This is a genomic window from Microvirga flocculans ATCC BAA-817 (assembly GCF_000518665.1).
Classification (GTDB): Bacteria; Pseudomonadota; Alphaproteobacteria; order Rhizobiales; family Beijerinckiaceae; genus Microvirga; species Microvirga flocculans.
The window spans coordinates 13214-27305 of sequence record NZ_JAEA01000020.1; the positions used below are offsets into that span (position 1 = coordinate 13214).

Annotated in this window: 10 protein-coding genes and 2 tRNA genes; 5 read left to right on the top strand and 7 right to left on the bottom strand. The window is 64.8% G+C overall.

Annotated elements, in window-relative coordinates; translation table 11 throughout:
* Window positions 1-17: 17 nt before the first annotated feature.
* On the bottom strand, window positions 18-1994 hold the full coding sequence (locus L879_RS0117560; protein WP_051435410.1) for an acetyl/propionyl/methylcrotonyl-CoA carboxylase subunit alpha: 1977 nt from the start codon (window positions 1992-1994) through the stop codon (window positions 18-20).
* Window positions 1995-2243: 249 nt separating this feature from the next.
* On the opposite strand from L879_RS0117560, the gene L879_RS0117565 reads away from it, so the two are divergent.
* Window positions 2244-3590 (top strand): Nramp family divalent metal transporter, encoded by a 1347-nt coding sequence (locus L879_RS0117565; protein WP_027317253.1) that lies wholly within the window; start codon window positions 2244-2246, stop codon window positions 3588-3590.
* A 151-nt stretch (window positions 3591-3741) separates the two neighbouring features.
* Here L879_RS0117565 and L879_RS0117570 read toward each other — a convergent pair whose 3' ends face one another.
* The 5 genes from L879_RS0117570 to L879_RS0117590 all read right to left on the bottom strand — a co-directional run bounded on the left by L879_RS0117570 (window position 3742) and on the right by L879_RS0117590 (window position 9755).
* On the bottom strand, window positions 3742-6450 hold the full coding sequence (locus L879_RS0117570) for a valine--tRNA ligase (RefSeq protein WP_027317254.1): 2709 nt from the start codon (window positions 6448-6450) through the stop codon (window positions 3742-3744).
* Window positions 6451-6679: 229 nt separating this feature from the next.
* Complete coding sequence (locus L879_RS0117575) at window positions 6680-7276, bottom strand: DUF2497 domain-containing protein (protein WP_084021133.1); 597 nt, start codon at window positions 7274-7276, stop codon at window positions 6680-6682.
* A 122-nt stretch (window positions 7277-7398) separates the two neighbouring features.
* Entirely contained in the window at window positions 7399-8763 is a 1365-nt protein-coding gene (locus tag L879_RS0117580; protein WP_084021135.1) for a TolC family outer membrane protein, read from the bottom strand.
* A gap of 232 nt (window positions 8764-8995) precedes the next feature.
* Entirely contained in the window at window positions 8996-9658 is a 663-nt protein-coding gene (locus L879_RS0117585) for a protein-L-isoaspartate O-methyltransferase family protein (protein WP_027317257.1), read from the bottom strand.
* A gap of 23 nt (window positions 9659-9681) precedes the next feature.
* Window positions 9682-9755, bottom strand: a tRNA-Cys gene (locus tag L879_RS0117590).
* 210 nt (window positions 9756-9965) lie between these two features.
* On the opposite strand from L879_RS0117590, the gene L879_RS0117595 reads away from it, so the two are divergent.
* The 4 genes from L879_RS0117595 (at window position 9966) to sseA (ending at window position 13320) form a co-directional block, all read left to right on the top strand.
* Window positions 9966-10040: transfer RNA gene (locus L879_RS0117595), tRNA-Asn, on the top strand.
* Window positions 10041-10125: 85 nt separating this feature from the next.
* Entirely contained in the window at window positions 10126-11607 is a 1482-nt protein-coding gene (locus L879_RS0117600; RefSeq protein WP_027317258.1) for a cryptochrome/photolyase family protein, read from the top strand.
* Between the two features lie 106 nt (window positions 11608-11713).
* Window positions 11714-12436 (top strand): alanyl-tRNA editing protein, encoded by a 723-nt coding sequence (locus L879_RS0117605; protein WP_027317259.1) that lies wholly within the window; start codon window positions 11714-11716, stop codon window positions 12434-12436.
* Window positions 12437-12465: 29 nt separating this feature from the next.
* Window positions 12466-13320 (top strand): 3-mercaptopyruvate sulfurtransferase, encoded by an 855-nt coding sequence (sseA, locus tag L879_RS0117610; RefSeq protein ID WP_027317260.1) that lies wholly within the window; start codon window positions 12466-12468, stop codon window positions 13318-13320.
* A gap of 63 nt (window positions 13321-13383) precedes the next feature.
* Here sseA and L879_RS0117615 read toward each other — a convergent pair whose 3' ends face one another.
* Entirely contained in the window at window positions 13384-14091 is a 708-nt protein-coding gene (locus L879_RS0117615; protein ID WP_245265260.1) for an amino acid ABC transporter ATP-binding protein, read from the bottom strand.
* Window position 14092 lies beyond the last annotated feature (1 nt).

The following is a 14092-nucleotide window of genomic DNA, read 5'->3' on the forward strand; positions in this document are numbered from 1 at the left end:
CGGCGATGCGCCGCAGGCTAATCCTCCGTCTTCAGCACGATCAGGCGCGCGCCTTCCGCCACCTGCGCGCCGGGCTCGGCAGCGATCTCAAGCACCTCGGCGTCGGACGGCGCGACAAGCACGTGCTCCATCTTCATGGCCTCGACAATGGCAAGACGCTGCCCTTTCTCGACGCGCTCGCCCGGCTGCACGAAGACGGCGATGAGCTTGCCGTGCATCGGCGCCTTCACCGAGCCGCCTTCATCCATGTGTTCGAGATCGACGTCGAACGGATCGTAAGGCTGCACCAGCGTCTGGCGCCCGTCGCGCAGGATGTAGACGCCATGCGGCGCATCCACCTCGCGGTCGATGGCCTCGTCCGCCCAGGGATCACTCGTCCCGAAGGCGACCGAGCTCGCACCGTGATGCTCGCGGCTGAACACCTCGCGCGCTTCGACCCGCTCCCCGTCCACGAGAAGCGGCACGCCCACGGTGCGGGTTCCGAGCAACTGGAAGCCGTCCGGCGACGACCAGGGCGAGGACGGCTCGTCGCTCTTCTGCAGTTCGGCGATGCGCAGCCGCTCTATCTCCCGCGAGATGAGGGCCGCCGCGCCGAACGAGACGGCAACGTCGTCGACCGGCTGAGGCCCGACGCCGAGCGCATCGAGGTTGCGGTCGATGAAGCCCGTGTCGAACTGCCCCGCCCTGAAGCCTTCTGCCTCGCAGAGCTTCTTGAGAAAAGCGGCGTTGGTCTTCGGCCCAGCGACGATAGTCTCGCCAAGCGCCTCGGCCAGCCTGTCCAGCGCCTCCTCGCGCGTCTCGCCATGGGCGATGACCTTCGCGATCATCGGGTCGTAATAGGGCGTGACCTCGGCCCCGGCCTCCACGCCCGTATCGATGCGAATGCCCTCGCCTTCCGGAAATTCCAGAGCCCAGAGCCTGCCCGTCGAGGGCAGGAATTCCTTCTCCGGGTCCTCCGCATAGAGCCGCGCCTCGACCGCATGGCCGTCGATGGCGAGATCCTCCTGCGCGAAGGGCAGAGCTTCTCCCGCAGCGACGCGGAACTGCAGCTCCACGAGGTCGAGCCCCGTGATCGCCTCCGTCACCGGATGCTCAACCTGCAGGCGGGTATTCATTTCCATGAAATAGAAGCGGTCGGGGCGCAGGCCCTCGCGCCCGTCGGCGATGAACTCGACCGTGCCCGCGCCCACATAGCCGACCGCGCGGGCGGCTTCGACGGCGGCGCGCCCCATGACCTCCCGCATCTCCGGCGTCATGCCCGGAGCGGGCGCCTCCTCGATGACTTTCTGGTGGCGGCGCTGCAGCGAACAGTCACGCTCGAAGAGATGGACCACGTTCCCATGCCCGTCGGCGAAGACCTGGATCTCGATGTGGCGCGGCGAGAGGATGTATTTTTCCACCAGCACGCGCGGATCGCCGAAGGCGTTCTGAGCCTCGCGCTGGGCGCTCTCCAGGGCGGCATCGAAATCGGCCACCTTGTCCACCCGCCGCATGCCCTTGCCGCCGCCGCCCGCAACCGCCTTGATGAGAACCGGATAGCCGATCTCATAGGCCTTCTGGCGCAGGAAATCGGGATCCTGCTTCGCACCGTGATAGCCGGGCACCACCGGAACGCCCGCCTGCTGCACGAGGGCCTTGGCGGCATCCTTCAGGCCCATGGCCTTGATGGCGGATGCGGGCGGCCCGACGAAGACGATGCCGTTCCTGGCGCAGGCCTCCGCGAACTCGGCGCGCTCGGACAGGAAGCCGTAGCCGGGATGGATGGAAGCAGCCTGGGTGCGCTTCGCCACCTCGATGATGGTGTCGATCTTAAGATAGCTCTCCCGCGCGGGAGCCGGGCCGATGCAATGGGCCTCGTCCGCCATGCGCACGAAAAGGGCATCCGCATCGGCCTCCGAATAGACCGCAATGGTCCGCATCCCCAGCTTCCGGGCGGTTCGGATGATGCGGCAGGCGATCTCGCCGCGATTGGCGATGAGGACACTTTCGAGCATGGCCATCCCTTGTCCGTTTCCCTTCCGGTTTTGGGACACCTAGAGCAAACCTCAAGGCTCTTGTCACCTGCGAACCTTCGAACCGGTCGCCGCTCAACGGGCAGCCTCCCACCCTCGGCCCGCATCCTCACGCTTTCGCTCCCGGGGTTCAAAGAATCTCTTCTTGCAGGCCACGAATCTCCCCTTGCAGGCCCGGTGCGCTCACGTTACATTTCAATTGCAAATCGTTTGCAACTGCAGAAAGAGCCCATGGACCAGTCCGCACCCGTCTCCCTCGTGCAGAAGGCCGCCTGGCGGCGCTCGGCGGATATGCCCTCCCTCCCCGAGGTGAACCGCTCGATCAAGGTGCGTCCCGGCTCGGTCTGGCGCCGGGCGGCCGCCTTCCTCGGGCCGGGCTATCTCGTGGCCGTGGGCTACATGGACCCGGGCAACTGGGCGACCTCCATCGCGGGCGGCTCGAAATACGGCTATGCCCTGCTCTCGGTGGCCCTGATTTCCAACATCATGGCGATCATCCTGCAGTCGCTCTGCGCGCGTCTCGCCGTCGCCACTGGCCGCGACCTCGCCCAAGCCTGCCGCGACGCCTATTCCCGGCCAGTGGCCTGGGGCTTATGGCTTCTGGCGGAGCTGGCTATTTGCGCCACGGATCTTGCCGAGGTCATCGGCACGGCCATCGGCCTCAACCTGCTCTTCGGCATCCCGCTCGAGATCGGCGTGATCATTACCGCCCTCGACGTCTTCCTCATCCTCTATCTGCAGAATCTGGGCTTCCGCTGGGTCGAGGCCTTCATCATCACCCTGCTCGGCGTGATCGCCGTGTGCTTCGGCATCCAGATCGCCATGGCTGACCCGAACTGGGGAGCGGTGATTACCGGCTTCGCGCCGACGACGGAGATCGTCACCAATCCCGACATGCTCTATCTCGCGCTCGGAATCCTCGGCGCGACGGTGATGCCGCACAACCTCTATCTGCATTCCGGCATCGTGCAGACCCGCGCCTATGGCGAGACGCTGCCGGAGAAGCGCGAGGCCATGCGCTTTGCAACCCTCGACTCGACCATCGCCTTGATGTTCGCCCTCACCATCAACGCGTCCCTGCTGATTCTCGCCGCGGCCGCTTTCCACCACACGGGGCGCACCGAAATCGCGGAACTCGGTGAGGCGCATACCCTGCTCCAGGGCATTCTCGGTACCGCCATCGCGCCCATGCTGTTCGGCCTGTCCCTGCTCTGCTGCGGCCTCAACTCCACCGTCACCGCCACGATGGCGGGCCAGATCGTCATGGAGGGCTTCATCGCCTTCAAGATGGCGCCCTGGCTGCGTCGCCTCGTCACCCGCGGCATCGCCATTGTCCCGGCGGCCGCCGTCACCATCGCCTATGGCGAAGGCGGCACGGCGAAGCTCCTGATCCTGAGCCAGGTGATCCTGAGCCTTCAGCTTCCCTTCGCCGTCATCCCGCTGGTGACCATGACGGCCTCGAAAGCCAAGATGGGCGAACTGGTGACGCCCCGCTGGCTCACCGCCGTCGCCGGCGTCATCGCAGCGGTGATCGTGGTGCTGAACGTGAAGCTCTTGGTGGATTTCGTGACAGGCTAGGAAAGCGTCTCCCCGTTGTCCCCGCGAAGGCGGGGATCCATAACCATGAGATTCAAAGGAAAGGCGCTACGTTGATCGTAGCGCCCTTTCTTTCATCTCGGCATTGATGGATTCCAGGCTCCGCTGCGCAGCCCCGGAATGACACGGAGCATCACGCATCCTTCAGACGGCTGAGCGCCTCTTCCATCTTCGCCTTGCGGGTGATCGCTTCCTCGCGGCGCTCGCGCTGCTCCTCGACGACCTCTTCCGGCGCGCGCTTGATGAAATCCGCGTTTCCGAGCTTCGCGTCGATCTTGCCGACCTCCACGTCGAGCTTCTGGATTTCCTTGGCGAGGCGCGCGCGCTCCGCGTCGAGATCGATCACGCCTTCCAGCGGCAGGGCGGCTACTTCGCCACGGATGATGAGCTGGATCGAGCTCTTCGGCGCGGTATCGGCGAAGGAGATCTCGGAGAGGCGCGCGAGGCGCTTCACGATATCGCCCCAACGGTCCGCGCGGGCCTTCACCTCTGCGGAGGATGCCACGAGCACGAGCGGGATCTGCGCGCCTGCGGGAACGTTCGTCTCGGAACGGGCGGAGCGGATCTCGGTGACGAGGTCGACCACCCAGCCGATCTCGGCCTCGGCCTTCGGATCGATGAGGTGGCCGAGATTCGACCAGGGCGCCAGCGCCAGGATCGTCTCGCGCTTCGGCCCCTCCTGCCCCTTCACCTCCCACAGTTCCTCCGTGAGGAAGGGCATGATGGGATGCAGGAGCTTGCAGATTTCATCGAGGATGAACGCGATGGTGGCGCGGGTCTCGTCCTTGGCGGAGGAATCCGCGCCCTGCAGAACGGGCTTGGCGAGTTCCAGCGTCCAGTCGCAGAACACGTTCCACACGAAGCGGTAGGCAGCATTCGCCGCCTCGTTGAACTTGTAAGCCTGGATTCCGGCGGCGACCTCGTCGATCGCCTTGGCGCATTCGCTGAGCGCCCACTTGTTGAGCGTCTCCTTCACGGATTTCGGATCGAAGCCCGCAACGCGCTTGCACTCGTTCATCTCCGCGAAGCGGGCCGCGTTCCAGATCTTGGTCGCGAAGTTGCGGTAGTTCTCGACGCGCTGCACGGAGAGCTTGATGTCGCGCCCCTGGGCCGCCATCGAGGTGAGCGTCATGCGCAGCGCATCCGCGCCGTACTGCTCCACCACGTCGAGCGGGTCGATGACGTTGCCCTTGGACTTCGACATCTTCGCGCCCTTCTCGTCGCGGACGAGGGCGTGGATATAGACCGTGTCGAAGGGCACTTCGTCCATGAAGTGCAGGCCCATCATCATCATGCGGGCGACCCAGAAGAAGATGATGTCGAAACCCGTGACCAGCGTGTTGGTCGGGTAGTAGCGCTTGAGCTCGGGCGTCTTGTCCGGCCAGCCGAGCGTCGAGAACGGCCAAAGGGCGGAGGAGAACCAGGTGTCGAGCACGTCCTCGTCGCGCTTGAGTGGCACGTCCTTGCCGTGCCTCGCGCGCGCCTCCGCCTTGGCGTCCTCCTCGCTCATGGCGACGAACACGTTGCCTTCCTCGTCATACCAGGCCGGGATCTGGTGGCCCCACCAGAGCTGGCGCGAGACGCACCAGGGCTCGATGTTCTCGAGCCACTGGAAGTAGGTCTTCTCCCAGTTTTCGGGCACGAACTTGGTCTTGCCGCTGCGAACGGCGGCAAGCGCGCGATCCGCCAGCGGCTTCACGTTCACGTACCACTGGTCCGTGAGATAGGGCTCGATCACCACGTTCGAGCGGTCGCCGTGCGGCACCATGTGGGTATGCGGCTCGATCTGAACGAGGATTTCGCGCTCCTCGAGCATGGAGACGATGCGCTTGCGCGCCTCGAAGCGGTCGCTGCCGTCGAGGGCGAGAACGGCTTTGAGGTCGTCCGTCTGCGGAAGACCGTCGAGGAAGGCCTCGTTGCCGGCGAGCCGCAGCTCGGCTTCCGTCCCGAAGATGTTGATGAGCGGCAGCTTGTGGCGCTTGCCGACCTCGAAATCGTTGAAGTCGTGCGCGGGCGTGATCTTGACCGCGCCGGTGCCCTTCTCCGGGTCGGAATATTCGTCGGCCACGATCGGGATGCGGCGTCCCACCAGCGGCAGGATCGCGAACTTGCCGACAAGGTCCTTGTAGCGTTCGTCCTCGGGATGAACAGCGACGGCGACATCGCCCAGCATGGTCTCGGGGCGGGTCGTGGCGACGGTGATCGAGCGGTCGGGCTGGCCTTCGATGGCATAACGGATGTGCCAGAGATTGCCTTTCACCTCGACCTGCATGACCTCCAGGTCCGAGATCGCGGTCTGGAACTTGGGGTCCCAGTTCACGAGGCGCTTATCCTTGTAGATCAGGCCCTGCTTGTAGAGGTCGACGAAGACCTTGAGCACAGCGCGGGACAGGCCTTCGTCCATGGTGAACCGCTCGCGGGACCAGTCGCAGGAGGCTCCCAGGCGCTTGAGCTGGCGCACGATGGTGCCGCCGGACTCCTCCTTCCACTCCCAGACGCGCTGGATGAATTCCTCACGGCCGAGGTCGCGCCGCTGGATCTGGCGCTCGGCGAGCTTGCGCTCCACCACCATCTGCGTGGCGATGCCCGCATGGTCCATGCCGGGCTGCCAGAGCACGTCCTTCCCGCGCATGCGCTCGAAACGGCAAAGGATATCCTGAATCGTATTGTTGAGGGCGTGCCCCATGTGGAGCGAGCCGGTCACGTTCGGCGGCGGAATGACGATGGTGTACGGTACCGCGTCCTTGCGATCCGCTCTTCCGGCCTTGAAGGCCTGAGCCTCCTCCCAGCGGGAGGAAATGCGAGCTTCGACAGCGGAAGGATCGAACGTCTTGTCCATCATGATGCATACCGGCCTTTTGGCGCGACAAACGCGCAAGCAAGACGGCTACAAACCGGACGGACCGGCCGAAGTCAACAGAGAGGCGCCAATCTTGGGGCGTCGCCCCGCCGGATGCTGCGAGGGCGTCTACCCTGCCTAGAGCCGTTTCCCCTGGGGTGGAATCGTCCCTCGTCTTTGCCCATCCGCATTTTTTGAACCGCGAACCGGATCCACTTCGTCCAAAAATGCTCTAGCCGCGGCAGCGGGTCACGCGCTCGATTTCATCCCGAACCAGGCGCTCGACAAGGGGAGGAAGATTGTCGTCGAGCCATGCCTTCAACATGGGCCGCAGCATTTCCCGCATAAGATCCTCGACCGTCAGAGGCTGGCTGGGCTGAAGGGAGGCTCCCAGGCGGTCGAAAGCCCCGCCAACCGAGGCACTGGCCTCGCGGGAGAGCAGGGAGCCCGGCGAGGCGTTCGCGGCGGATGCGGCAGGCGTGGCCCCTCTCTGGGAAGGCTCCTCGCCGGCAACCGGCACGGGAGGCCACTCTTCCGATGGCCGATGGCCGGAAAATGCCTCCTCGGGCTCAAACCCCTCTTCCCCAAACGCGATGCCTTCGCGCTCGATCCGGTTCCAGGGCCCCAGGACCGGTTCGTTAGGCGAGGTGCCGACGAAAGTCGCGACGTGACGCTCTGCGATGTCGAGGACGGACTTGAGCGGCGACGATACCGGCTCCGGGGGCTCGGGAGGGTCCTGCGTCTCCTGATCGTCGGCGATGATACGCCGGATGGAAGCCAAAATTTCTTCCATCGAAGGCTCATTCACTTTCAGGCCTGCTGAACCCATCGCCGCCTCAAATCAAAAATCAAACAAGAATCACATTCCAAACGAATGCCGTTAAAGTATTTGACTCAAACCCTTTAAAAACAAGCAGGGCCAGAACTAAAAAGTTCTGGCCCTGTAATTTATCAACGACCGTCCGGCGTCGATGTTCCAAACCAAAGATCTTTGACCTGGTCGTAATGAACCTGCGGACTGTAGTGATTGACCTTCAGCCCCAGCGAGCGGGAGTTGAGGCGTCCCATGGCGCTGACGAGATTGTAGGAAGCCACCACGCGCACGCGCTGCGCCCGGATGAGACTCACGCGGGCATTCAGCAATTCCTGCTGGGCGTTCAACACGTCGAGGGTGGTGCGCTGGCCGACACGGGCCTCTTCGCGCACGCCGTTGAGCGCCGTCTCGGCCGCGTCGATCTGCGCCTGGGCAGCCTGGATCTGGGCGCGAGCCGCCTCCAGCTGCCCCCAGGAAGAGGTCACGAAGGCGCGAACTTGATCGCGCACAAGATCGGCCTCAAGGCGACGCTGGCCGACCTCTTCCTTGGCCTGCCGGGTGGCCGAATAGGCCTGACCGCCCTCGTAGATCGGCACCGTCAGCCGCGCGACGACGGAAGCCGAAAGCGCATTGTCGCCTTCTGCCTGCCGGTCATAGCGCTGGTCCACAGCCCCGACCACACCCAGTTGTGGCGCAAGCGCTCCCTGAGCGATCTTCACCTGGAGCTCGGCCACATCGACGGCGTGCTGACGCGCCTTGATGGCCGGATGCTCGGACAGGGCGACCTTGAGAGCGGCATCGACAGTCTTCGGGGTCATCTTATCCAGAGGACGTCCCGGCGCGAGCTGCTGCGGCTCGACGCCGATGACCTGCCGGTATGTCGCAATGCTCGCGCGCAGCGTCGCCTCGGCCTGGCTCGCCTCGGACTGGGCCTGAGCCAAACGGGCCTCGGCCTGGGCCACGTCGGTCCGGGTCACCTCGCCGACATTGAAGCGGTCACGGGTCTGGCGCAGCTGCTCGTCGATCACCTCGACCTGATTGCGCTGCAGCTCGAGAACGGCCGTATCCTGCAACACGTCCATGTAGGCGGTCGCAGCATTGAGCAGAACGGTCTGCTCCGTCGTGTTCAGGCTTTCGCGGGTGCTCAGGACGCCCGACTCGGCGGCGCGGACCCGGTTCGGGGTCCGGAAGCCGTCGAAGATCATCTGATTGATCTCGACTCCGAAGCCGCGAGGCGTCAGGCGGCCTGCGTTGGTGCCCCCCCCGAAAGCGCTCCGAGGGGTGCCGGTGTCATATTCCGTGTAGGTGCGACCGATATCGGCCGTGCCGTTGATGACCGGCCTGTAGCCGGACTTGGCCTGAGCGACGTCCTCGTCCCGCACACGGACGCTGGCGCGTCCGGCGTTCAGCTCAGGGTTATTGCCGTAGGCGCGGGCGAGAGCGCTTTCCAAGGTCTCTGCCGATACCCCGCCTGCCCCCATCAACACGAATGCGGAGGTCATGACCCCGAAGAGCAAGCGATACGTTTTCTTGGAATACTTCTCTTTCACGCGCACCTGCCTCGATCCAAAGCGGTTGAGCCGCCACTGACCACACTACCCCGGCGACTCAAAGCGCAACAATACCCAAGGGAGCCGAGTCGGCAATAAGGCGTTGCGGCTAACCCGAATTTCGCGCGGGAGTGGCGCAAAAAAGCGACACTATTCACCTGGGAAATTAAGGAATCAGAAAGGATTAGAACACAAATCCAGGCTCGGGAACGAAGGCCGGAAGAAGAGGAGCTGCGGCTTCGAAGAGGCTGCGCTCGCCGAAAGCGTCGCCGGACCGGACATAGAGAGTGATCCTTGCGGCACGGCCACGCCCCTTGACGCAGATCAGTCGACCGCCTTCGGCCAGCTGCTGGAGAAGCGCTTCGGGACGGACTTCGACGGAACCGTTGATCAGGATGGCATCGTAGGGAGCATTCCCCGCATAGCCACGGTCGAGAGCGCCCGTGACGACGGCCACGTCTCCGGCACCGGCCGCAGCGAGGCTCTGACGGGCGGCGGCGGCCAGGGCCTCATCGGCCTCGAGAGCCGTGACCGTGGCGCCGAGCTCACGGAAAACCGCCGAAGCGTATCCGCGGCCGCAGGCCACATCGAGCACGCGCTCTCCTGCGTCGACCTCGAGAGCCTGGATCATGCGCGCCAGGATCATCGGAGCGAGCATGTAGCGGCGATCGGCACCGTCGCTGACGGGAACATCCTGATCGATATAGGCAAGCTCTTCGCGGCCCGGGAGCACAAAGCACTCACGCGGAACCGTGTCCATGGCATCGAGGAGAGGAATGTCGTTCACGTCGAAAGTGCGCAGCTGGCCATCAACCATTACCCGGCGCGCTTGAGCGAAATCGACCATGGATAGAGCCTTCAGAATTTGATTGGAGGCCTCGCCCGGAATCGAACCGGGGTGCAAGGATTTGCAGTCCTCTGCGTAACCACTCCGCCACGAGGCCATCCGGGGCGTGTCGCGACCGCGACGGCTGCTCAATAGCAAGCGTCCCCCCAAAGAGCAACATCCCCTTTTCGATTCCGCGCGCCAAGAAGGGGCTTGCAACGGCCGAAACCCGTGCTATATGCCTCCCACCTCGCCGGGGAACGGTCGTTTCAGACACCACGGCGCTCAAGAAGCTGCAAATTCAGGCTTCTTCGAAGGTAAGGCTCATTCCGGCGTGGCGCAGCGGTAGCGCAGCGGACTGTTAATCCGTTGGTCGTAGGTTCGAATCCTACCGCCGGAGCCAACTTTCAACCTCTTCCCGATCACAAGATGTCGAGCTGTGCGGCAGTCTCTGTCGCGTTCTTCAGGCGCGGCTGTATTGTGCCGACATGAGTATCGATTCACAGTCTCCCGTTCTGGTCTGGTTTCGCGACGATCATCGTCTGAGCGACAACCCTGCCCTCTCCGCAGCGGTCGCCTCCGGCTCGCGGGTTCTATGCTTTTACGTATTGGATGAGGCTTCGGAAGGGATTCGCCCCCTGGGCGGCGCGGCCCGCTGGTGGCTGCACGGCTCGCTGCGGGCCCTCGGCGAAGCGTTGGAGCGCGCGGGCTCCCGGCTCGTCCTGTTCAGGGGCCCCGCTCTCCAGGCGGTCGAAACCGTCGTTCGGGGAACCGGAGCCTCCGCGATCTATTGGAACCGCCGCTACGGCGCAGCCGAGATCGCCGTGGACAGCGCGCTCAAGAAGAGTCTGACGGAGCGCGGCATCAAGGCCCACAGCTTCAACGGGCGGCTCCTCAACGAACCCTGGGAAGTGGCGAACCAGGCCGGGAAGCCGTTCCAGGTCTTCACCCCCTATCTACGGGCCGTCACCGCGCGACCGATTTCCACGCCGATTCCCTCGCCCGAGCGAATTCCCGGCGGAACCTGGGGTGAGTCGATCCTGGCCCGGGCCACGTCTCTCGATGCCCTGGGCCTCGAACCTTCATCCCCTGACTGGGCGAGCGGAATCAGGGCTGCCTGGCAATGTGGAGAGCAGGCCGCCCAGGACCGGCTCAAGGAGTTCATCGGCGCGGGACTGAAAGGTTATGCGGAGCAGCGGGATCGCCCCTTCATGGATGGCACCTCGCGCCTGTCGCCCCACCTGCGCTTCGGCGAGATCAGCCCCAGGCAGGTCTGGCATGCGGTCATGGGCGCGGTTGCCCGGGAGCCGGGACTGGAGTCCGACGCGCGGAAATACCTGAGCGAGGTGGTCTGGCGCGACTTCAGCTATCAGCTTCTCGATGTCCACCCGCACCTGCCGGACCGTTCGCATAGCCCCCGGTTCGAGCACTTTCCCTGGGCGGGGAATCCGGAGACGCTCAAAGCCTGGCAGCGCGGACTGACCGGCTATCCCATCGTCGATGCGGGGATGCGCCAGCTCTGGCAGACCGCCTGGATGCACAACCGGGTGCGGATGATCGTGGCATCCTTCCTCGTGAAGCACCTGCTCACGGACTGGCGGCAGGGTGAAAGCTGGTTCTGGGACACGCTGGTCGACGCGGACCCGGCGAACAATGCCTTCGGCTGGCAATGGGTCGCCGGATCGGGGCCGGATTCGGCTCCGTTCCACCGCATCTTCAACCCGGTCACCCAGGGCGAGAAATTCGATCCCGATGGGCGCTATGTTCGAACCTACGTGCCCGAGCTCGCGAGCCTGCCGGCAGCCTTCATCCACAAGCCCTGGGAGGCCCCGCCCGGCCTGCTGCATGAGAAGGGAATCAGGCTGGGCGAAACCTACCCTGCGCCCATCGTTCCCCACGGGCCGGCACGGGCACGCGCGCTCGAAGCCTTCCAAAGCCTTCGCGACCTGGAGGCGGAAGCCCTATCCTGACATCCGGCGAACGGAACGGCTTGACCCGCCTAGCCGCTTGCCGTCAGCATCGGCCCCCTTCGCCGACCGTCGGGGCAATGCCTCATGACAGCTTTTAGAGACGCCGATGACCGCCACAGAGCTTCTTTTCCGCGACGACGCCTATGCCACCACTTGCCAAGCGAAGGTTCTCGGAACCACGCCGGAGGGCGGTGTCATTCTCGACCGCACCGTGTTCTACGCCCAGGGCGGTGGCCAGCCGGGCGACGTGGGCGCGCTCGTGACGTCGAAAGGCGAGCGGATCGGCATCACGAACACGGTCTATGGCGCCGACCGCACGCAGGTCGTGCATCTGGTAGGAAATGAGGCCGCATCCGGGCTCGCGGAGGGCGAGACCGTCACCCTGGAGCTGGAATGGGCGAAGCGTCTCAAGCGCATGCGGGTCCATACCGCGCTCCATCTCCTGAGCGTGGTCCTGCCCTATCCGGTCACCGGCGGCTCCATCGGCGACGGGGACGGGCGGCTCGATTTCGATATTCCGGACGCGGGCCTCGACAAGGCCGATATCGCCGACAAGCTGAACGCCCTGATCGCCCGCGATGCTCCCGTCACCGAGCGCTGGATCACGGACGAGGAGCTCGACGCCAATCCGGGGCTGGTGAAGACCATGTCGGTGAAGCCGCCGCGCGGTTCCGGCCGGGTGCGCCTGGTGGAGATCGCGGGAATCGACCTCCAGCCCTGCGGCGGCACCCATGTGCGGCGGATCGGCGAGATCGGCAGCGTCGTCATCACCGACATCGAGAAGAAGGGCAAGCAGAACCGACGCGTTCGCCTGGCCCTCGCCGATTGATAATCTTTCCCCGCCGCAAGGAATTGCCGATGTCCCAGCCCTTCGTCACCGCCGCCTGGCTGCAGCAGCACCTGAACGATCCGGATCTCGCGGTCGTCGACGGCTCCTGGTATCTGCCCGCGCAGAACCGTGATCCGCAGGCCGAGTATGTGGACGGCCACATTCCCGGCGCGGTGCGTTTCGACATCGATGCCGTGAAGGATGCATCGTCCCCCCTGCCCCATATGCTGCCCTCGCCGGAGGACTTCGCAAAAGCCGTAGGCGCGATGGGAATCGACGAGAACACGACTGTCGTCGTCTATGACGGGATCGGGCTTTTCTCGGCGCCTCGGGTCCGCTGGATGTTCAAGATCTTCGGAGCCCGCAACGTGTCGATTCTCGAAGGAGGCTTTCCCGCCTGGAAGGCGGAAGGCCGGCCGGTCGAGACGGGGCCGGAGAAGCGTCCCGCGCCCCGCCGCTTCACTCCTTCCTTCGATCCCGCGGCCGTCGCGGATGTCGCGAGGGTCCAGGGCGCTCTCGGCTCGGGCTCAGCCCAGGTGATCGATGCGCGCGCTGCCGACCGGTTCAGGGGCGAAGCTCCCGAACCTCGCCCCGGCCTCCGGTCGGGGCACATTCCCGGAAGCCTCAATCTTCCCTGGAGCGATATCGTCGAGAACGGCCGCCTGAAGGATGCGGACAGCCTCGGTCAGGCCTTCCGCGAGGCGGGCCTCGATCTCGGGCGCCCTGTCATCACGAGCTGCGGCTCGGGCGTATCGGCCGCCATCCTGTCCGTGGCGCTGGAAACGCTCGGCCGCCCCGCCGAGGCGATCTATGACGGCTCCTGGTCCGAATGGGGCGCGCGGGAGGATCTGCCGGTCGAAACCGGACCGGCGAAGAAGGCCTGAGCGTTCCCGACAAACAAGGCCCCGGTTTGCGTGACCGGGGCCTTGTTGGTTTGGGCGGTCGGGTCAGTGCAGGATCTGGGAGAGAAAGAGCCTGGTGCGCTCGTGCTGCGGGTTCCTGAAGAACTCGTCAGGGGTGTTCATCTCCACGATCTGCCCGTAATCCATGAAGATCACCCGGTCGGCCACCTGCCGCGCAAAGCCCATCTCGTGGGTCACGCACAGCATGGTCATGCCCTCCTCGGCCAAGCCCACCATGGTGTCGAGCACCTCCTTGACCATCTCCGGGTCGAGCGCCGAGGTCGGCTCGTCGAACAGCATGATCTTCGGGCTCATGCACAGCGAGCGGGCAATCGCCACGCGCTGCTGCTGGCCGCCGGAGAGCTGGCCCGGATACTTGTTCGCCTGCTCGGGGATCTTGACCCGGGTCAGGTAATGCATGGCGATCTCCTCCGCCTCCTTCCTGGGCATCTTCTTCACCCAGATCGGAGCCAGCGTGCAGTTCTCCAGGATCGTCAGGTGCGGGAAGAGGTTGAAGTGCTGGAACACCATGCCGACGTCGCGGCGCACCTCGTCGATGCGCTTGAGATCGTTGGTCAGCTCCGTGCCGTCGACGATGATGCGGCCCTTCTGGTGCTCCTCGAGCCGGTTGATGCACCGGATCATCGTGGACTTGCCGGAGCCCGACGGACCGCAGATCACGATGCGCTCGCCGCGGCGCACAGTCAGGTTGATGTCCCGCAGAACATGAAACTCGCCGTACCACTTGTGCACG